At 72.8% G+C, this 17,424-nt stretch carries 18 protein-coding genes; 8 read left to right on the top strand and 10 right to left on the bottom strand.

Annotation, left to right across the window (positions count from 1 at the left end; genetic code table 11):
- Positions 1–51 precede the first annotated feature (51 nt).
- Positions 52–870 (top strand): M23 family metallopeptidase, encoded by an 819-nt coding sequence (locus tag OYE22_RS32935; RefSeq protein ID WP_277323854.1) that lies wholly within the window; start codon positions 52–54, stop codon positions 868–870.
- Between the two features lie 115 nt (positions 871–985).
- On the opposite strand, the gene OYE22_RS32930 is transcribed toward OYE22_RS32935, so the two are convergent.
- Positions 986–1,816, bottom strand: coding sequence for a serine hydrolase domain-containing protein (locus OYE22_RS32930; RefSeq protein ID WP_277323853.1), 831 nt, complete (start codon positions 1,814–1,816; stop codon positions 986–988).
- 354 nt (positions 1,817–2,170) lie between these two features.
- On the opposite strand from OYE22_RS32930, the gene OYE22_RS32925 reads away from it, so the two are divergent.
- Both OYE22_RS32925 and OYE22_RS32920 read left to right on the top strand, forming a co-directional pair.
- Positions 2,171–2,995: a class I SAM-dependent methyltransferase gene (locus OYE22_RS32925; protein ID WP_277323852.1), complete on the top strand. Its 825-nt coding sequence runs from the start codon at positions 2,171–2,173 to the stop codon at positions 2,993–2,995.
- A gap of 143 nt (positions 2,996–3,138) precedes the next feature.
- A complete protein-coding gene (locus tag OYE22_RS32920) occupies positions 3,139–3,417 on the top strand; it encodes a DUF6233 domain-containing protein (protein ID WP_277323851.1) in 279 nt (92 codons plus the stop codon).
- 63 nt (positions 3,418–3,480) lie between these two features.
- On the opposite strand, the gene OYE22_RS32915 is transcribed toward OYE22_RS32920, so the two are convergent.
- Entirely contained in the window at positions 3,481–4,965 is a 1,485-nt protein-coding gene (locus tag OYE22_RS32915) for an FG-GAP and VCBS repeat-containing protein (RefSeq protein WP_277323850.1), read from the bottom strand.
- A gap of 244 nt (positions 4,966–5,209) precedes the next feature.
- Here OYE22_RS32915 and OYE22_RS32910 point away from each other — a divergent pair, with 244 nt between their 5' ends.
- Entirely contained in the window at positions 5,210–5,596 is a 387-nt protein-coding gene (locus OYE22_RS32910) for a DUF393 domain-containing protein (RefSeq protein ID WP_277323849.1), read from the top strand.
- A 125-nt stretch (positions 5,597–5,721) separates the two neighbouring features.
- Here the strand turns inward: OYE22_RS32910 and OYE22_RS32905 are convergent, their stop codons facing one another.
- From OYE22_RS32905 to OYE22_RS32895, 3 genes are all read right to left on the bottom strand, one after another.
- Complete coding sequence (locus tag OYE22_RS32905; RefSeq protein WP_277323848.1) at positions 5,722–6,534, bottom strand: SAM-dependent methyltransferase; 813 nt, start codon at positions 6,532–6,534, stop codon at positions 5,722–5,724.
- A gap of 104 nt (positions 6,535–6,638) precedes the next feature.
- Positions 6,639–6,854, bottom strand: a complete 216-nt coding sequence (locus OYE22_RS32900) for a DUF397 domain-containing protein (protein ID WP_176165787.1) — start codon at positions 6,852–6,854, stop codon at positions 6,639–6,641.
- Positions 6,855–6,898: 44 nt separating this feature from the next.
- Entirely contained in the window at positions 6,899–7,756 is an 858-nt protein-coding gene (locus tag OYE22_RS32895) for a helix-turn-helix transcriptional regulator (protein ID WP_277323847.1), read from the bottom strand.
- Between the two features lie 244 nt (positions 7,757–8,000).
- Between OYE22_RS32895 and OYE22_RS32890 the strand changes: the two genes are divergently transcribed.
- Positions 8,001–8,450: an ATP-binding protein gene (locus OYE22_RS32890; RefSeq protein ID WP_277323846.1), complete on the top strand. Its 450-nt coding sequence runs from the start codon at positions 8,001–8,003 to the stop codon at positions 8,448–8,450.
- Positions 8,451–8,487: 37 nt separating this feature from the next.
- Here OYE22_RS32890 and OYE22_RS32885 read toward each other — a convergent pair whose 3' ends face one another.
- A complete protein-coding gene (locus OYE22_RS32885) occupies positions 8,488–9,549 on the bottom strand; it encodes an ATP-dependent DNA ligase (protein WP_277323845.1) in 1,062 nt (353 codons plus the stop codon).
- Between the two features lie 115 nt (positions 9,550–9,664).
- On the opposite strand from OYE22_RS32885, the gene ligD reads away from it, so the two are divergent.
- From ligD to OYE22_RS32870, 3 genes are all read left to right on the top strand, one after another.
- Positions 9,665–10,669 (top strand): non-homologous end-joining DNA ligase, encoded by a 1,005-nt coding sequence (gene ligD / locus OYE22_RS32880; RefSeq protein ID WP_277323844.1) that lies wholly within the window; start codon positions 9,665–9,667, stop codon positions 10,667–10,669.
- 89 nt (positions 10,670–10,758) lie between these two features.
- Positions 10,759–11,808 (top strand): PHP domain-containing protein, encoded by a 1,050-nt coding sequence (locus OYE22_RS32875; RefSeq protein WP_277323843.1) that lies wholly within the window; start codon positions 10,759–10,761, stop codon positions 11,806–11,808.
- A 39-nt stretch (positions 11,809–11,847) separates the two neighbouring features.
- Positions 11,848–12,840: a Ku protein gene (locus OYE22_RS32870; RefSeq protein ID WP_348652263.1), complete on the top strand. Its 993-nt coding sequence runs from the start codon at positions 11,848–11,850 to the stop codon at positions 12,838–12,840.
- A 163-nt stretch (positions 12,841–13,003) separates the two neighbouring features.
- On the opposite strand, the gene OYE22_RS32865 is transcribed toward OYE22_RS32870, so the two are convergent.
- The 4 genes from OYE22_RS32865 to OYE22_RS32850 are packed head-to-tail and all read right to left on the bottom strand — an operon-like array spanning position 13,004 to position 17,236.
- On the bottom strand, positions 13,004–13,993 hold the full coding sequence (locus OYE22_RS32865) for a zinc-dependent alcohol dehydrogenase family protein (protein WP_277323841.1): 990 nt from the start codon (positions 13,991–13,993) through the stop codon (positions 13,004–13,006).
- Positions 13,990–14,898, bottom strand: coding sequence for a carbohydrate ABC transporter permease (locus OYE22_RS32860; RefSeq protein WP_277323840.1), 909 nt, complete (start codon positions 14,896–14,898; stop codon positions 13,990–13,992). Before OYE22_RS32860 ends, OYE22_RS32865 begins: the two co-directional genes overlap by 4 nt.
- A complete protein-coding gene (locus OYE22_RS32855; protein ID WP_277323839.1) occupies positions 14,895–15,863 on the bottom strand; it encodes a sugar ABC transporter permease in 969 nt (322 codons plus the stop codon). The genes OYE22_RS32860 and OYE22_RS32855 overlap by 4 nt, the downstream gene beginning before the upstream one ends.
- A complete protein-coding gene (locus OYE22_RS32850; protein WP_277323838.1) occupies positions 15,863–17,236 on the bottom strand; it encodes a sugar ABC transporter substrate-binding protein in 1,374 nt (457 codons plus the stop codon). The genes OYE22_RS32855 and OYE22_RS32850 overlap by 1 nt, the downstream gene beginning before the upstream one ends.
- Positions 17,237–17,424: the final 188 nt, after the last annotated feature.

The following is a 17,424-nucleotide window of genomic DNA, read 5'->3' as shown; positions in this document are numbered from 1 at the left end:
CGCCCGACGGCACCGACCCGCCTCCCCCGGTTCGACGAAGGAGTCATCTCGATGCACTACAGACGCTCGCGCACGGTGTCGCTGCTGGTGGCCGTCGTGGCCACGATCGGCGCGCTCCTGAGCGCCCCCGCCCACGCCACGCAGACGTCCGGCGACGGTACGCGGCTCGCGGCGGCGCCAAACTTCCGGGCGCCGTTCCCCTGTGGCCAGAAGTGGACCTACAGCCACCACTCCGCCGAGGTGCGGCGCGCGCTCGACTTCGTGCGCGCGGACGGCGGTTCGACGGCGGGCACGCCCGTGCTGGCGTCCGTGTCCGGGACGGCCACCCGCATGTCGCAGCCGAGCGGCGCCGGCAACTACATCGTGATCGACCACGGAGGTGGCTGGAAGACGTACTACTTCCACCTGGCCTCCTACTCCGTGCCCAGCGGCGCCGCCGTGAGCCAGGGCCAGCAGATCGGCGTGACCGGCAGCACCGGGCACTCCTCGGGCGCGCACATCCACTACGAGCAGTTGCTCAACGGCGTGGGCCAGAACATCGTCATCGGCGGAGCGGGCCTGCCCTACCCGTCGCAGTACCACCAGTCGTATCTGACCAGCGACAACGGCTGTGGCGGCAGCGGCGGCAACTTCCGCACCTGGGGGTCGGACATCCGGGTACGCGCCGACGCCTACCTCAACTCGCCCGTGGTGGGCGTCCTGCCCGGGCCGACCAACGTGACGGTCGTCTGCCAGAAGCAGGGCAGCACCGTCACCGCCGAGGGGTACACCAACAACTGGTGGAGCAAGCTCCGCGACCAGGGTGGCTTCATCTCCAACATCTACGTCGACCACCCGGCGGCCCAGTTGCCCGGCGTGCCCATCTGCTAGCCGGGGCGCCTGCCGCGCGCCGTGTTCCAGCTCGCGGCTGCCCCCGTGGTGACGCGCGTCCACCTCGGGCCCGTCGCGGCTCGCGGCCGTGGCGGGCCCGGCGTGCGTCGCCCGGTCAATCCGCCGTGTGCCGGGTCAGGTGGCGCACGCCCTCGGCGTCGGTGTCCGCGTGCGCGCCACCGAGGCGGTGCACGAGGACCCACCGCCCGTCCGGCAGCGCGCCGGCGAACACCGAGGCGTCGCGCGTGGCGCCGTTGTGCCAGGTCACGCCCTTGGTGTGGCGCCAGGTCACCGCCGGGGTCCCCAGCTCACGGTCCACGAGCAGCCCGGTGACCAGACGGGCCGCCGCGCGCGGGGTGGCCCACATGCCGCCGGCGGGCAGGATCGCGCCATCCATGGTCCACGACGCGCGCGGGCGGCCGAAGAGGCCGGTGGCGCGCAGGGCCTGACCCGCCGGCGGGTGCACGGCCATCGCCTCGATGCCGAGCGGGTCCAGCACGTGGTCGCGTACGACCTGCTCGTAGGGTTGGCCCGTCGCGGCGACCAGCGCGGCGCCGAGCACGGCGTAGCCGAAGTTGGAGTACTCCTCCCGGGCCCCGGGTTCGCCCTCGGTCAGCGTGCCAAGCCTGGTCAACAGCCCGCGCAGCGCGGCGTCGTCGAAGGAGGCGTACGGGTCCCGGCCGCCGAGGCCAGGGGGCAACCGGGGCAGGCCGGAGGTGTGGTCGGCCAGGTGTCGCAAGGTGATCCCGGTACCCGGCGGCACCGGCAACCACCGCTCCACCGGGTCCTCCAGGCCGAGCACCCCGGCCACCGCCAGACGCGTCAGGGCGGTGCCGGTGAGGACCTTGGTCAGGGAGCCGATCTCCACGTACCGATCGGGGTCGTGCCCGTTCCGCACGCGCGCCGGACCGTCGTCGCTGAGCACACAGGTGGGTGAGGGGCGCACGGTGTGGGGCTCCTTCCGGGGCGGGCCGCCTGGGGGCCTTGCGAACGCGCGGGCTCTCGCGCCCCGGCCGGCGTCGCGCGCCCGGCCGGGATGGGCGGACACGCCCGACCACCCCGCGCGGGTCTCACAGTACGGGGGCGCGCGTCGCGGGCATCGCCGGGTGTCCCCCTCAGCCCGCACGGGCCCGTTGTGGCCCGCGTGACGCGGGAGCGTGCGCCCCCGCCGCGGGCTCGGGTCCGCGCCGGCCGCGGCACCCTCGCCCGTCGACACCCTGCGCGCCCGCCCGGTCGCTGGGGGCGATGCGTGGCCGGTCAGGGCCTTGACGGGCCCGCACGCCGGGGTGAGCCTACGGAGATGGCGGATTCCCCTACCGCGCACGGCCTCGACGGCGTGGCGCGCACCCTGTTAACGCCCCTGTACGCCCGCGCGCACGCCGCGCGGTTCGTACCCAGGTCCTCCTTCCGCGACCCGCTCGCCGCCGACCTCCTGGCCCGCACCGGGTACGCCGACCCCGAGGTGATCCGCGACCGGCCGAACATGCTGGGCGGGCTGCACCGCGGCATGGTGTTCGACGCGCTGACCGAGGCGTTCGTGGCCGAACACCCCACTGCCACGGTGGTCTCCGCCGGCATCGGCCTGTGCACCCGCAACCACCGGCTGGCCGAGCGCGCCCCGGGCGTGCGCTGGGTCGGCGTGGACACCTCGGAGGTCATCGCGCTGCGGCGGCGGCTGCTTCCGGACGAGGACATCGCCCTGCGCGCCACCTCGATCACCGACCCCGACTGGGCGCGGGGCCTGCCAGGCACCGACGGTCCCGTACTGGTGTTGGCCGAGGGGGTGTTGATGTACCTCGACCCGGACGGCGTGCGGACCTGCCTCGACGCCGCGCACGCCGCGTTCGGCCCCGGCACGGAGTTGGCCGCCGACTACTTCCACCCCAAGCTCGCCCACAGCGACCGCCACCCGATCGTGAAGGCCACCGGTGCCCGCTTCCTCTTCGGCGTCCGCAACGGCGCCGGGCTGGCCCAGCACACCCCCGGCTGGTCGCTGGTGCGCGAGCACGGCGTGATGGAGCGCCTCAACCCGACGCAGCGCGTGGCGGCCTACGCCGTGCGGGCGCTGACCCTGGGCGGCCGTGCCTACGCCGTGGCCCAACTGCGGGCGCACGCCAGGCCGTGACTGGCCGAATCGCCCGATGCCACGCACGCACTTTTTTGTGGGTACTTGATCCACCTCCCCGCAGCAACAAGCATCGCTTCCATGCGAGGCATCGCTCTCACGCACCGATGTCAACGAGCCGTCTGACCGGGAGGGGTGTACCCATGCACGTCGAGGAGGACGCCGGAGCGGGCTGGTGGCGGGTCCACGAGTCCGCGCCGAGCGCGGCCGGCGGCAACTGGCTGGTGTTGCACCGCGACACGTGTCGGGCCGCCTCCGACTGCGCGGACCTGGTCACGACGGAGGCCGCGCTGGCGCTCCTGGCCACGCCCGGCACCCGCCCCTGTCCGGACTGCGCCCCGGAGCGCGTCCTGTGCCGGGGCGCGCTGACCACCGCGAGCCAGGCCGCCCGGCCCTCGTCCGCGGCCCGGCCCGCACCCTGACCCGCCCCGGCCTCGCCTCGCCACCAGCGGGCCGCCATGGTCCCAGGTGGCGTCGGCCGGTGGTCAGTTCCCCAGACCGCGCCCGAACCCAAGGCCCCGGGTCGGCGCCGGCAGACCCAGGCTGGCCGCGCTGTAACCCACCCCGGTGACGGCACCGTCCTCGGTCTCCCGGGACAGTGACCACACGCGGCCGTCGCCACCGTCCTCGCCCGTCGCCGCGGCGTGCAGGTCACAGCGCCCGTCGCCGTCGGTGTCGCGCAACACCACCTTCGCGCCAAAGGCGTCCCCGGCTTCGCTACTGCCCGGCACCCCGGGCGCGTCCTGGTGGACGCCGTACGAGCGGTCGGCGCGCAGACCGGTGGGCGAGCCGTACAGCAGCGTGACGCGGCCGGCACCGGTCCTGGTCCCGGCGGCCTCTCCCGGCGCGCCGACCGCCAGGTCGGCGTGTCCGTCCGCGTCGGCGTCGGCGGCCGAGACCGCGAACCCGAAGTCGTCGCCGCGCTCGCTCTCGCCCGTGCCGGTGCCCGGCACGCCCGGCGTCTCCTGGCTGAGGTCGGCGGGCTCTCGGCTGCCGGCCGGCCCCTTGGGCCCGCCGTAGAGCACACGTACCGTGCCGCCGACGCCGCTCGCGACGGGGTACCGAGGCTCCCAGTCCGGGTCGTCGGGGCCGACGCTGTGGGCGCCGCCCACGGCCAGGTCGGCGTAGCCGTCACGGTCGAAGTCGCCGGCCGCGACCGACTGACCGCCGGTCTCGTGGTGCCAGGCGCGCTCGCGGGCGAGGCCGTCGGGCGTGCCGCGCAGCATGGCGGTGCCGTCGCCCTCCGAGCCGCGCCAGGGCGCCACCACGTCGTCGCGGCCGTCGCCGTCGAGGTCCCCGACGGCGAGCCCCACCACGCTGCTGAAGTGCGTGATCCCGGTGTCCGCCACCCGGGCGAGCGGGGCGGGGGTCCGCCCCGGCGCGAAGGGGCCACGGGCGAGCGAGAGGGTGGCCAACTCCTCGCCGTCGTCGGCGGTGACGATGTCCAGCGCCCCGTCGCCGTCGACGTCGGCGACGGCCAGGCCGTGACCGCCGGTCCGGCCGTAGGTCGCGCCGCCGGGCACGCTGGTGGCTTCACCGAGGCCGTCGGCGGCGCCCCAGAGGATGACGACGCGGCCGGCGTCCTCGGTCGGCCCGTCCTCGCCGGGCACGGAGACCAGAAGGTCGGCGTAGCCGTCGCGGTCGAGGTCGGCGCTGGCGTGGTGGGCGCCGAACTGGTCGAAGGGCTCGGGGGCTCCGGGCACCCCGGTGCCGGCCTGGCTGACCGTCCAGCGCTGCCCGGTCGCGGGCCCGGTGGCCGAACCGGGCACGACGGCGACGTAACCGGCCTGCTGGTGGCCGCCGACGGTGCCGTTGGCCACGCCGACCACCACGTCCGGGAAGCCGTCGCCGTTCAGGTCGTAGGGCGCGGCCTCGCGTCGCGGGGCGGCGTGCGCGGTGGGCAGGGTGAGCGCGGTGGTCGCCGCGATGGCGGTCAGGGCCGCGGCGAGGGCGAGGGGGCGTTGGCGCATGGTGTCCTCCGCTGGGCGCGGGACGGCTGGCGTCTGGTGTTCAGCTCCGGTTCGCCGCTCCGTGGGGTTGGTTTGAGCTGTCGATCACCTCGGGTGACCGCCCACGGGCGCCGGAGGTTGTACGGAGGCGCCGGTTCCACCTGCTCCACTTCACGGCGCGCCCGCGTGGCTCGTCCCGCGTGACCCGCGCGTCGCGGCGCGGCCCCGGGCGCGCCGCCCGCGACCGGCGGGCATGATGGGGGGCATGCGGACCCGACCTGTATTGATCTACGACGGCGACTGCGCGTTCTGCACCAGTTGCGTGACCTTCGCCGAACGCCGCATCCGGCCCCGCTGCGAGGTGACGGCCTGGCAGTTCGCCGACCTGGGGGAACTCGGCACCACGCGGGAGAGGGCCGAGCGCGAGGTGCTGTGGGTCACGCCGGACGGCACCGTGTACGGCGGGGTCAGGGCGGTCGCCAAGCTCCTGCTCAGCGCGGGACGCGGTTGGGCACCGCTGGGCGCGCTGGTGAACCTGCCGCCGCTGCGCTGGATCGGCCACGTCGTCTACCGGGTGGTGGCCAACAACCGCCACCGGATGCCGGGCGGCACGCCCGCCTGCGCCCTGCCGCGCCGGGACACCCCGCGCTGACCGCCGGCGCGCCCGCCGCGCGCCGACCGTCGCTGTCCGCGTACGCCAAGAGGACGCCCGCCACCCCCGAGGCGGGCGTCCTCGTCTGCGCGGGAGCGCGGCGCGCTCCCGGTGTGGTGGCGGTGTTAGGGCTTGCGCGCCACCGCGCCGTACAGCGACACGTCAGCGTCCGTGACGTTCGCGTCCGTCTCGGCGTCGGGCCGCCACCGGTGCGGCACCTCGACGCCGGGCTCGACCAGCTCCAGGCCGGTGAAGAACCGTTCGACCTCCGCGCGCGAGCGGGTCTGGGCGGGGATGCCGCCGCGGTGGTAGATGTCCACGACGCGGGCCCACACGTCGGGCGCGAAGTCCGAGGTGACGTGCGAGAGGACCAGGTAGCTGCCCGGGGCCAGCGCCGCGACCAGGCGCTCCACCAGGTCGTAGGGGTGGAACTCGTCGGGCACGAAGTGCAGCAGCGCGTTGAGCGACAGCGCGACCGGCTGGCTCATGTCCAGGGTCTCGCGCAACTCCTGGGCGGCGAGGATCTTCTCCGGCTCGCGCACGTCCGCGTGGATGTAGGCGGTGCGCCCCTCGCGGGTGCTGCGCAGCAGGGCCTGGGCGTGGGTGAGCACGATCGGGTCGTTGTCCGCGTAGACGACCCGGGCGTCGGGGGCGACGCTCTGGGCGACCTGGTGCAGGTTGGGCTCGGTGGGGATGCCCGTGCCGATGTCGAGGAACTGCCGTACGCCGGCCGCGGCCAGGTAGCGGGTGGCCCGGTGCATGAAGCGGCGGTTGGTGCCCGCGCAGATCTTGATGCCGGGGTTGATCTCCACGACCTTCTCGGCGGCCTGCTGATCCACCTCATAGTGGTCCTTGCCACCGAGGTAGTAGTCGTACATGCGCGCCGGATGCGGCTTGCTCGTGTCGATCCGGCTCGCTGCGCGACCGACTTCGGCCATCTGTTCCTCCGGTTCCTGGTGCTGTCGCCACCGCGGGTGGTCGAGGGCTGGGCCGCGGTGGTAGGGGCTCGCGTGCGGGTGGTACGGGTGGTGCGGGTTCGCCGTCAGGCGAGAAGGAAGTCCGCCTGGCCGCCCTTGGCGCCGTGGAGGAACTGTTCTATCTCGCGCACGGTGTAGATCAGCGCGGGGCCGTCGGGGTCGGTCGACTGGCGCAGGGCCACCCGCCCGTCGGCGAGCTTCATGACTTCGACGCAACTGCCGCCGTTGGGGCCGCTCCACGGCTTGCGCCAGCCCTCGCTGCCGAGGGCGCTGGCGGGCATGCCGTTGTAGACATGGTCGGTGTCTGCCACGGATTTGTTCACGGTCAAAGCTCCTTGCGAAGGTCACCGAGGAGGGCCTCGGTGCGTGGTGCTGGGACGGCCTGGGTGCCCATGCGGTCGAGAGCTTCGAGGTAGGCCGCCACGTCGGCGCGTTCGTCGAGGTACGAGGCGCTGGTCAGGGCCTCGCTGTAGACGACGTCGGGCAGTTCCGGCACCCGGAACCTGAACAGCTGGAAGGGGCCGAACATCCCCGGGTGCGGCCCGGCGCTGAACGGCACGACCTGGAGCGTCACGTTCGGCAGCTCCAACGACTCGATCAGCCGGTCGATCTGGCCACGCATCACCTCGGCGTCCCCCACCGGGCGGCGCAGCACCGTCTCGTCCACGATGGCCCAAAGCCGCGGCGCTTCGGGGTTCGTGAGGAGTTGTTGGCGCTCCATCCGCAGGGCCACCCGGCGCTCGATCTCCTCGTCGTCGGCATGCGGGAAGCCGACGCGCAGCAGGGCTCGCGCGTACTCGGGGGTCTGCAACAGACCCGGGACGAAGTGCGGTTCGTAGGCGCGGATGAGGCTGGCCGCGCCCTCCAGGCTGACGTAGAGGCTGAACCAGTCCGGCAGCACGTCGCGGAAGCGGTGCCACCAGCCGGGCCGGTTGGCCTCCTCGGCCAACCGCAGGAAGGAGCTGACCTCTTCGTCCGGGATGCCGTAGGTACGCAGCAGCTTCTCCACGTACGGCAGCTTCAGCCCGACTTCGGCCTTCTCCATGCGACGCACGGTGGTCTGGTTGACGTGCAGCGCCTTCGCCGCCTGCTCGTACGAGACCTCGGCCTTCTCCCGGAGGTCCCGCAGCCGCATGCCGAGGACTATCTGCCCAACCGTTGGGGCAGATCGCGCCTCACCCACATCCCACCTCCGCACATGGCTTGTTCGCAGCAGTGTGCCACGGTTCGGCTGACATCAACAGACTGCGCTCGCTATTCTGCATTTCGCATAATGCCCCTTGCTGACTGGGGGAGGCAGCGATCATAGGTACGTGGTCACCCCTCTCATCACGGTCGTGGCTCGGCGACCCTACCGAGACCCGCGCGCCCTGTGCTCCTCCCCCACCGCGCCCCCACCCCCGCAGGCACCTGGAAGGCGAACGGCCGTGATCGCTCCTGAAATGACGCCCTTCCCCGTGTCGCCCCGTACCGTGGGCGCACCTCGTCACGAAGTGTTCCGCCTGCCGGCCGAACGCGCGGCGGTCTCCGACGCCCGCCGCCGCGTCCGCAGTTGGCTCACCTACCAGCAGGTATCCGAAGACGCCCGCGACATGGCCCAGTTGGTCATCTCCGAGCTGTTCACCAACGCCGTCGTGCACACCGACAGCAGCTCCATAGCCTGCGTCCTGCAGGCGATACCCGGGCAGTTGCGCATAGAGGTGCGCGACCAGGGCGGGAGCGCCACCCGGCCCACGCCGAGGGACGCCGCGACAGGCGACGAGAGCGGGCGCGGCCTGCTCCTGGTGGAGAGCCTCGCCGACACCTGGGGCGTGGTCCACGGGGAGCGGGGCCAGGGGCGCACGGTGTGGGCGGCGCTACCGGCCCACTCCGCCTGACGCCGCGCCCCGGGCTCCAGGCGTCACCGCGGTGGGCTCACGCGCCGAGCACCCGGTCCAGGTCGTAGCTGAGCGGCTCCTCCAACTGGGCGTAGCCACAGCTCTCGGGCGAGCGGTCGGGGCGCCAGCGCCGGAACCGCGTGGTGTGCCGGAAACGGTCCCCCTCCATGTGGTCGTAGGCCACCTCACAGACCCGCTCGGGGCGCAGCGGCACCCAGGACAGATCCTTGCCGCCGGTCCAGCGGCTCGGCGCGCCGGGCATCCGGTTCTGGGCGTGGGCGCTCTCCTCGCCCCAGTCGGCCCAGGGATGGCCCTCGGCGCTCGCCATGCGCAGCGGCGCCAGTTCCGTCATCAGGGCCTCGCGTTGGCGCATCGGGAAGGACGCGCACACGCCCACGTGTTGGAGTCGGCCGGTGTCGTTGTAGAGGCCGAGCAGCAACGAGCCCACGACGGGGCCGCTCTTGTGCGGGCGCAACCCCGCCACCACGCAGTCCGCGGTGCGCTCGTGCTTGACCTTGACCATGACCCGCTCGCCCGGTCGATAGGGAAGATCAGGCCGTTTCGCGATCACGCCGTCGAGCCCGGCGCCCTCGAACTGGTCGAACCACTCGCGGGCGAGGTCGAGGTCGGTGGTGGCGGGCGCCACGTACACCGGGGGCCTCGCGGCGCGCAACGCGCCCGTGAGCGCCGTGCGGCGCTCGGTCAGTGGGGCGTCGAGCAGGGAGCGGTCGTCGAGCGCCAGCAGGTCGAAGGCGACCAGACTGGCGGGGACCGTCTCGGCGAGCATCCTGACCCGGGACGCGGCCGGGTGGATGCGGCTGAGCAGCGTCTCGAAGTCGAGTCGGTCGCCCTGGACGACGACGATCTCGCCGTCCAGGACGCAGCGCTCGGGCAGGTTGGCCCGCAGCGCGTCGACCAGTTCGGGAAAGTACCGGGTGAGCGGCTTGCCGGTGCGACTGCCGAGTTCGACCTCGTCCCCGTCGCGGAAGACGATGGCCCGGAAGCCGTCCCACTTGGCCTCGTAGCTCAGGCCGGGCGGGAGCTGCGCCGCGGGCTTGGCCAGCATCGGCCGCACGGGCGGCATCACCGGTAGGTCCATGTCTGGATTGTGCGGCCGCCCACCGCCACCCGCCCGCCGAGCGGTCATGCGGCCCGGCCCGCCGCTCCCCCGGTGCCGACAGGCGCGCCGGCGGGGACCGGCCTAGCGTGGCGGCATGGCCAAGGCCCTGGAGCTCACGGTCGGTGAGCGCACGGTGCGGGTGTCGCACCCCGACAAGGTGTACTTCCCTGAGCGGGGGTTCACCAAGGAGGACGTGGTGCGCTACTACCTGGCCGTCGGCGCGGGGGTGCTGCGCGCGCTGCGGGACCGGCCGACGACGTTGGAGCGCTACCCGGACGGGGTAGCCGGGGAGTCGTTCTTCCAGAAGCGGGCGCCGCGCAACCTGCCGGAGTGGATTCCGACCAGCCGCATCACCTTCCCCAGCGGGCGGTACGCCGACGAGATCTGCCCCACGGAGCTGGCGGCCGTGGCCTGGGCGGCCAATCTGGGCACCCTGACCTTCCACCCCTGGCCGGTGCGCCGCGCGAGCACGGACCACCCCGACGAGCTGCGCATCGACCTCGACCCCCAGCCCGGCACGGACTACGAGGACGCGGTGCGGGCGGCCGAGGAGTTGCGTGACGTGCTGGACGGGCTCGGCCTGCGCGGCTGGCCCAAGACCTCCGGCGGCCGGGGACTCCACGTCTACGTACCCCTCGCGCCGGAGTGGACGTTCGTCCAGGTCAGACGGAGCGCCATCGCCATCGCCCGGGAACTGGAGCGGCGGGCGCCGCGACGGGTGACGACCTCGTGGTGGAAGGAGGAGCGGGGCGCGAAGATCTTCGTGGACTACAACCAGACAGCCCGGGACCGGACCATCGCCAGCGCGTACTCGGTACGCCCTCGGCCGCACGCCCCCGTCTCGGCCCCGCTGCGCTGGTCGGAGGTGGCCGACGCCCGGCCGCGCGACTTCGACGTGGCGACCATGCCCGCCCGCTTCGCCGAGGTAGGCGACGTGCATGCGGACCTGGACGAGCACGCCTTCCGGCTGGAGGCGGCCCTGGAGCTGGCGGCCCGCGACGAGCGCGAGCACGGCCTCGGCGACCTGCCGTACCCGCCGGACCACCCCAAGATGGCGGGCGAGCCCAAGCGGGTTCAGCCCAGTCGGGCCAAGCACTGAGCGGGCGACCACCCCCGGGCGGGCACCGCGTCGGAGCTGGCCCCGGATGGGACGGCGGAAGCCGCAGGGACGGGAAGGAGGCGAGGTCCGTGGAGCCGGTGGCGGCACTGGAGCGGATCGCGTTCCTGTTGGAGCGCGCGGGTGCCGAGACGTACCGCGTGCGCGCCTTCCGTACGGCCGCGGCGGCGCTCACCCAACTGGGCGCCGACGAGGTGCGGCGGCGGGCGGACGCGGGGACGCTGCGGGGCGTCAAGGGGCTCGGGCCCAAGACGGCCACGGTCGTCGAGCAGGCGGTGTCCGGCGAGGTGCCCGGCTACCTGCACAAGCTGGAGACCGAGGCCGAGCGGCCGCTGGCCACGGGGGGCGAGCGGTTGCGGGCCGCGCTGCGCGGCGACTGCCACCTGCACTCCGACTGGTCGGACGGCGGCAGCCCGATCGAGGACATGGCCCGCGCGGCGGCCGGGCTGGGGCACGCGTGGGCGGTGCTGACCGACCACTCGCCCCGGCTGACCATCGCCCGCGGCCTGAGCCCCGAGCGGCTGCGCGAGCAGCTCGCGGTGGTGGCCGAGCTGCGGGCGGGCCTGGCGCCGTTCCGGCTGCTGACGGGCATCGAGTGCGACATCCTCGACGACGGCTCGCTCGACCAGGACCGCGAACTCCTTGACCGGTTGGACGTGGTGGTGGCCTCCGTCCACTCCAAGCTGCGCATGGACGCCGCCGCCATGACGCGACGCATGGTGACCGCGGTGCGCGACCCGCTGGTCGACGTGCTCGGGCACTGCACGGGGCGGCTGGTGACGGGGCGGGGCCGGCCGCCGTCCGAGTTCGACGCCGAGGCGGTGTTCGCCGCCTGCGCCGAGGCCGGCACCGCGGTGGAGATCAACTGCCGCCCGGACCGGTTGGACCCGCCGCGCCCGCTGCTGCGCGCGGCGGTCGCGGCCGGGGTGCTGTTCTCGATCGACACCGACGCGCACGCCCCCGGCCAGTTGGACTGGCTGGACTACGGCTGCGCCCGCGCTGCCGAGTGCGACGTACCGGCCGAACGGGTGATCAACACCTGGACCGCGCGCCAGCTCACGGACTGGACCCGTACCCGCAAGCCGCCCGCTCGCACTGCCGCCGGACGATCTCCGACATAGGGTGGATACCTCACCAGAAGGGCCAGCATCATGCGCTCGATGTGGAAAGGGGCCATCGGCTTCGGTCTGGTGTCCATCCAGGTGAAGCTGTATCCGGCCACCGAGGAACGCGGCGTCAAGCTGCACCAGGTGCATGTCGCCGACGGCGGGCGCATCCGCATGAAGCGCGTGTGCGAGCAGTGCGGGAAGCAGATCGACTACGCGGACATCGCCAAGGGGTACGAGGACGTCGACGGCCGCACGGCCGTGCTCACCGATGACGACCTGACCCAGTTGCCGCTGCCGAGCAAGCAGCTCATCGACGTCATCGCGTTCGTCGACGCGGACGAGATCGACCCGCTGCGGCTCTCGCGCGCCTACTACGTGGGCGCCGACTCGGCGGCGGCGGCCAAGCCGTACGTGCTGCTGCGGGAGGCGCTGGCGGACAGCGGCCGGGTGGCGGTCTCCAAGGTGGCGCTGCGCACCCGGGAGTCGCTGGCCCTGCTGCGGGTGCACGAGGACGTGCTGGTGCTGCACACCATGCACTGGCCCGACGAGATCCGCGCCGCCGGCGGGCTCGCGCCGTCGGAGAAGGTGACCGTGCGGCCCCAGGAGCTGAAGATGGCGACCTCCCTGATGGACACGCTCTCCGAGGACTTCGACCTGGACTCGCTGCACGACGACTACCAGGCCGCGCTCGACGAGTTGGTCACCGCCAGGCTCGAAGGCAAGGCCCCGCCGTCGGGCGCGGAGGCCGAGCCGGCGCCGGACAACGTCGTGGACCTGATGTCCGCGCTCCAGGCGTCGATCGACGCACGCGAGGGCGAGGGCGGCCGGGCCCGCGCCAAGGGGGCCGCCAAGTCGGGGGCCAAGAAGAGCACGGCCAAGAAGACCGCCGCCGCCAAGGAGGGCACCGGTTCCGCCGGCCGCCGCACGACCAAGACCGCGGCGAAGAAGAGCGCCTCACCGAAGTCCGGGCGTACGACGAAGACCGCGAAGTCCACCCAGTCGAAGAGCACGGAGCGGCAGCCGGCCCGCCGCAAGCACGCCTGAGCCCGCGACCGCCTCGCCCGCCCGGCCGTGGTTCGCGGCGCGATCGGCCACGCGCTCCCGCGGGCAGCGGTTCGGGCACCGGCGCTCACGCCACCCGGACCACCGGCCGGCGACCGCCCCGGCGGGCGGTCGCCGGGGGGCGGGCGCGGGCTCGTGGGACCGGTTACGGCACCACCACGATCTTGCGGCCCACGCCCGCGCGGAACTGCTCAAGGGCCTGCGGGTACTGCGCCAGCGGCAGCCGGTCGCTGATGAAGACGGCGGGGTCGAGCACGCCGGTGGCGAACAGGTTCGCCGCCCGCTCGTAGCTGTGCAGCACGGCCATCGAGCCGGTGATGGTGATCTCCTGGTTGTAGATGCGGTACGGCTCGATCGTCGCGGTGGTGGCGTAGTCGGCCACGCCGAACTGCAGAAAGGTTCCGGCCTTCGCGACCCGTCCCAGGCCGTCCTGGATGGCCGCCGAGTGGCCGGTGGCATCGATGACGACGTCCCAGCCCCGCGGCTGGTCCAGCTCCTGTGCGGTGGCCGCCGTGCGGGAGCAGCCCAGGGCGCGGGCGGTGGCCAGCCGGTCGGGGTTGAGGTCGAGCACGTCGACGCTGGCGGCGCCGGTGCGCTTGGCCAGTTCGAGCATCATGAGCCCCATGGTGCCGCTGCCGTAGATCAGCACCTCGGCGCCGAGGTGGTTGTTGAGCACGTCGTAGCCGCGCACGGCGCACGAGAGCGGCTCGATGAGCGCGGCGTCCTGGAGGGAGACGTGGTCGGGCAGCTTCACGCAGTTGCCCACCGGGGCCAGGGCGTACTCGGCGGCGCCGCCGGCCACGGAGACGCCGATGGCGTTCCAGTTGTCGCACAGGTTGCCCCGCCCGGCCCGGCAGTAGCGGCACGCCTGGCAGTACAGGGACGGGTCGACCGCCACCCGGTCGCCGATGGCCAGCTCGCTCACCTCGCTGCCGACGCCGACGATCTCGCCGGCGAACTCGTGGCCCGGCACGACGGGCAGGGTCGGCGCGAACTCCCCCTCCAGGATGTGCAGGTCCGTTCCGCACAGGCCGCAGGCGGCGACGTCCACGACCACCTCGCGCGGGCCGGGCGTGGGGTCGGGGACGGTCGTCACGGTGACCTTGCCGACGGCCTCGATGAGCGCGGTTCTCATTTCACTGCTCCTAGCGACAGGCCCTGGACGAGCTTGTCCTGGGCGGCGAACCCGGCGGCGAGCACCGGGAGGGAGATCACGACGGACGCTGCGCAGACCTTGGCCAGGAACAGGCCCTGGCTGGTGATGAAGCTGGTGAGGAAGACCGGCGCGGTCTGCGCCCTGACACCGGTCAGCACACGGGCGAAGAGCATCTCGTTCCAACTGAAGATGAAGCAGATCAGCGAGGTGGCGGCGATGCCGGGGGCGGCGACGGGGGCCACCACGCGAGCCAGGACGGTGCGCAGCGGGGCACCGTCGATCTGCGCCGCCTCGATGATCGCCACCGGGATGTCGGCGAGGAAGGACTGCATCATCCATACCGCGATCGGCAGGTTCATCGACGTGTAGAGGATGACCAGCAGCCAGATGTTGTCGAGCATGTCGACGTTCTTGGCGAACAGGTAGATCGGCAGCAGCCCGGCGACGACCGGCAGCATCTTGGTGGACAGGAAGAAGAACAGCACGTCCGTCCACTTGCGCACGGGGCGCAGGGACAGCGCGTACGCGGCGGGCAACGCCAGCACCAGCACGAGCAGCGTGGAGCAGACGCTGGCGGTCACGGAGTTGATCAGTGACGGCCAGGGGCTGGCACCGCCGTCGGCACCGAAGAAGGTGCGGTAGCCGTCCCAGGTCAGCGAGGCGCCGAGGGAGGGCGGGTTGGTCGCGGCGTCCTGCTCCGAGTGCAGGGAGGTGAGCACCATCCAGGCCACGGGGAGGAAGAAGAGGAGCCCGACCAGCCAGGCGAGCAGGCCGAGAGCGGCGCCGCGGCGCCGTGCCCTGCCCCGTGGGCCGGCCAGCGGGCGCCGGCGGGCGGCTGCTGAGGGGCTCGCGGCGGCCGTGGGCGCGTCAGCGGTGGCGGTCATGAACGGGACGCCTCCTCGGTGAACAGCGACGAGACCACCCGCAGCGCGAAGGTCGCGATGATGATCGAGCCGATGACGACGAGTACGCCGGCCGCGGACGCCTGGCCGTACTCGTGGGCCTGGTAGAAGGTCTGGTAGATGGTGTACGGCAGGTTGGCCGTGTCCAGGCCGCCGGCGGTGATGGTGAAGACCGCGTCGAAGTTCTGCACGATGTGGACCGAGCCGAGCAGCACGCCGAGTTCCAGGTAGCGGCGTAGGTGCGGCAGGGTGAGGTAGCGGAAGATCTGCCAGTTGCCGGCGCCGTCGATGCGCGCGGCCTCGATCATGTCCGTCGGACGGCTCTGCAACCCGGCCAGCAGGATCAGCATCATGAACGGCGTCCACTGCCAGATCAGCGATGCCTCGACGGCCAGCAGCGGCATCTCGGACACCCAGTCCGGCTGGGGCGGGCTGTCGTCCCCGAAGCGGGCGGCCACCCAGGTCAGGGCGCCGTTGAAGAGGCCGTAGTCGGGGTTGTAGAGGACGTGCTTCCACAGCAGCGCGGCGGCGACCGGGACGATGAGGAAGGGGGCGATGAGCAGGGTACGCACCACCCCGCGGCCCCGGAACTCGCGGTCGAGCAGCAGCGCGAGCAACAGCCCGAGGACGACGGTGGCCAGGACGACGCTGGCCGTCAGCACGGCGGTGGTGAGCACCGACTCGCGCAGCGCCTCGTCCTCGGCGGCGCGGCGGTAGTTACTCAGGCCGGTGAAGTGCCGGTCGTCCGGGTCCAGGGAGTTCCAGTCGAAGAGCGAGATCACCAGGGTGGCCACGAACGGCAGTTGGGTGACGGCGATCAGGAAGACCAGGGCGGGCAGCAGGGGGGCGCGCGTCGCCCACGCCTTGAGGCGGTTGGGTGGCTGCGGCGGGCTGACCCTGGGCGCGGGTGTGACGGGGGCGTGCGGCTCGGCGGTTGGCGCGGTCATCAGTCCTGGTACTCCTCGCCGACCCGCTCGGCCATCTTCTGGGAGGCGCGCAGCGCCGCGCGCACCGACTGTCGGCCGGCGATGGCCGCGCTGATCTCCTGGGAGACCCTGGTGCCGAGATCGGTGAACTCGGGGACGCCGACGAACTGGATGCCGGCCGCGGGCCTGGGTTGGACGCCCGGGTCGCGCGGCTTGGTGGCGGCGATGGAGCGGTGCGTGACGTCGGCGAACGCGCTCGCCGCGGCCCGGTATTCGGGTCGGGCGTAGGTCGAGGCGCGTTTGCCGGCCGGTACGTTGGCCCAGCCGCTCTCCCGCCCCACCAGGGCCTCGTATTCCTTGCTGGAGGCCCAGGAGATGAACTTCCAGGCGTCGTCCGACTTCTTCGACGCCTTCTGCATGCCCCAGGCCCAGGTGTAGAGCCAGCCGGAATCCGAGGTCTTGTTCACCGGGGCCTTCACATACCCGATCTTTCCCTTGACGGGGGACTTCGCCTCCTCCAGCGTGCCGGCCGCCGCGGTGGCGTCGTACCACATCGCGCTCTTGCCCTGCGACATGTTGTAGAGGCATTCCGCGTAACCCGACTGCGCGGCGCCCGCCTGCCCATGTTCTCGTACCAGATCGACGTAAAACTGGGTGGCCTCGACGAACTCCGGTGACGTCAGGCGGGCCTTCCAGTCCTTGGTGAACCAGGTGCCGCCGAAGGTGTTGACCACCGTGGTCAGCGGCGCGGTCAACTCCCCCCAACCGGGCAGTCCCCGCAGGCAGATGCCCTTCATTCCGGGGCGCGCGCCGTCGGTCTTCGCGGCGATGTCGGCCACCTGCTGCCAGGTGGGCTCGGCGGGCATGGTCAGGCCGCGCTCGGCGAGGACATCCTTGCGGTACATGAGGAAGGAGGATTCGCCGTAGAACGGCTCGGCGTAGACCTTTCCGTCGTCGGCGGTCAGCGACTGCCGTACGGGAGCTAGAATGTCCTGCTGGTCGAAGGCGGGGTCCTTGGCGAGATAGGGCCCCAGGTCGCGTAACCAGCCGTGTTCGGAGAAGAAGGGGACCTCGAAATTGCTGATGGTGGCGACGTCGTACTGGCCGGCCTGGTTGGAGAAGTCCTGACTGATCTTGTCGCGGACGTCGTTCTCGGGCAGCACGGTGAAATTGACCTTGATGCCGGTGTCCTTGGTGAAGTGCCGCTTGGTCAGCTTCTGTAACTCCACCATCTGTGGGTTGTTGACCATCAGGACGTTGATGGCGTCACCCCCGAAGAGCGAGGAGCCGCCGGCGCCGACGTACCCCTCGCACGCGGTGCACGCCGCGACGAGCGCCCCCGCCGATGCGGCGGCGACCAGCGCGCGGGCGCCGCGTCGGGTGTGGATGGACATGGGTTCTCCCCGTGGATCGGTGTCACTGGTGGCTGGAGGCGCGCCCGGGCCGTGGTCGGGTGGCCGGGGCGCGCGGCGCGCGCCGGCTCCAAGCGCCGCCGCGCGGGCCGCCCCCGGCGAGGTGGCCGAGGCGGCGGGTCGGGGCGCGCGGGCGAGGTGGTGCTGGCACGGCGGTTGGGGGCGCCGGC

The organism is Streptomyces sp. 71268, assembly GCF_029392895.1.
GTDB lineage: Bacteria > Actinomycetota > Actinomycetes > Streptomycetales > Streptomycetaceae > Streptomyces.
The sequence above is the reverse complement of the archived record's forward strand: the minus strand, read 5'-3'. Positions and strand labels throughout refer to the sequence as shown.

Excerpts from the sequence above, each read along its gene's own strand:
- OYE22_RS32865 (WP_277323841.1), bottom strand. The coding sequence starts at position 13,993 with ATGAGAACCGCGCTCATCGAGGCCGTCGGCAAGGTCACCGTGACGACC.
- OYE22_RS32915 (WP_277323850.1), bottom strand. The coding sequence starts at position 4,965 with ATGCGCCAACGCCCCCTCGCCCTCGCCGCGGCCCTGACCGCCATCGCG.
- OYE22_RS32855 (WP_277323839.1), bottom strand. The coding sequence starts at position 15,863 with ATGACCGCGCCAACCGCCGAGCCGCACGCCCCCGTCACACCCGCGCCC.
- OYE22_RS32860 (WP_277323840.1), bottom strand. The coding sequence starts at position 14,898 with ATGACCGCCACCGCTGACGCGCCCACGGCCGCCGCGAGCCCCTCAGCA.
- OYE22_RS32910 (WP_277323849.1), top strand. The coding sequence starts at position 5,210 with ATGCGGACCCGACCTGTATTGATCTACGACGGCGACTGCGCGTTCTGC.
- OYE22_RS32850 (WP_277323838.1), bottom strand. The coding sequence starts at position 17,236 with ATGTCCATCCACACCCGACGCGGCGCCCGCGCGCTGGTCGCCGCCGCA.
- OYE22_RS32905 (WP_277323848.1), bottom strand. The coding sequence starts at position 6,534 with ATGGCCGAAGTCGGTCGCGCAGCGAGCCGGATCGACACGAGCAAGCCG.
- OYE22_RS32920 (WP_277323851.1), top strand. The coding sequence starts at position 3,139 with ATGCACGTCGAGGAGGACGCCGGAGCGGGCTGGTGGCGGGTCCACGAG.
- OYE22_RS32935 (WP_277323854.1), top strand. The coding sequence starts at position 52 with ATGCACTACAGACGCTCGCGCACGGTGTCGCTGCTGGTGGCCGTCGTG.
- OYE22_RS32925 (WP_277323852.1), top strand. The coding sequence starts at position 2,171 with ATGGCGGATTCCCCTACCGCGCACGGCCTCGACGGCGTGGCGCGCACC.
- ligD (WP_277323844.1), top strand. The coding sequence starts at position 9,665 with ATGGCCAAGGCCCTGGAGCTCACGGTCGGTGAGCGCACGGTGCGGGTG.
- OYE22_RS32900 (WP_176165787.1), bottom strand. The coding sequence starts at position 6,854 with ATGCCCGCCAGCGCCCTCGGCAGCGAGGGCTGGCGCAAGCCGTGGAGC.
- OYE22_RS32885 (WP_277323845.1), bottom strand. The coding sequence starts at position 9,549 with ATGGACCTACCGGTGATGCCGCCCGTGCGGCCGATGCTGGCCAAGCCC.
- OYE22_RS32870 (WP_348652263.1), top strand. The coding sequence starts at position 11,848 with ATGTGGAAAGGGGCCATCGGCTTCGGTCTGGTGTCCATCCAGGTGAAG.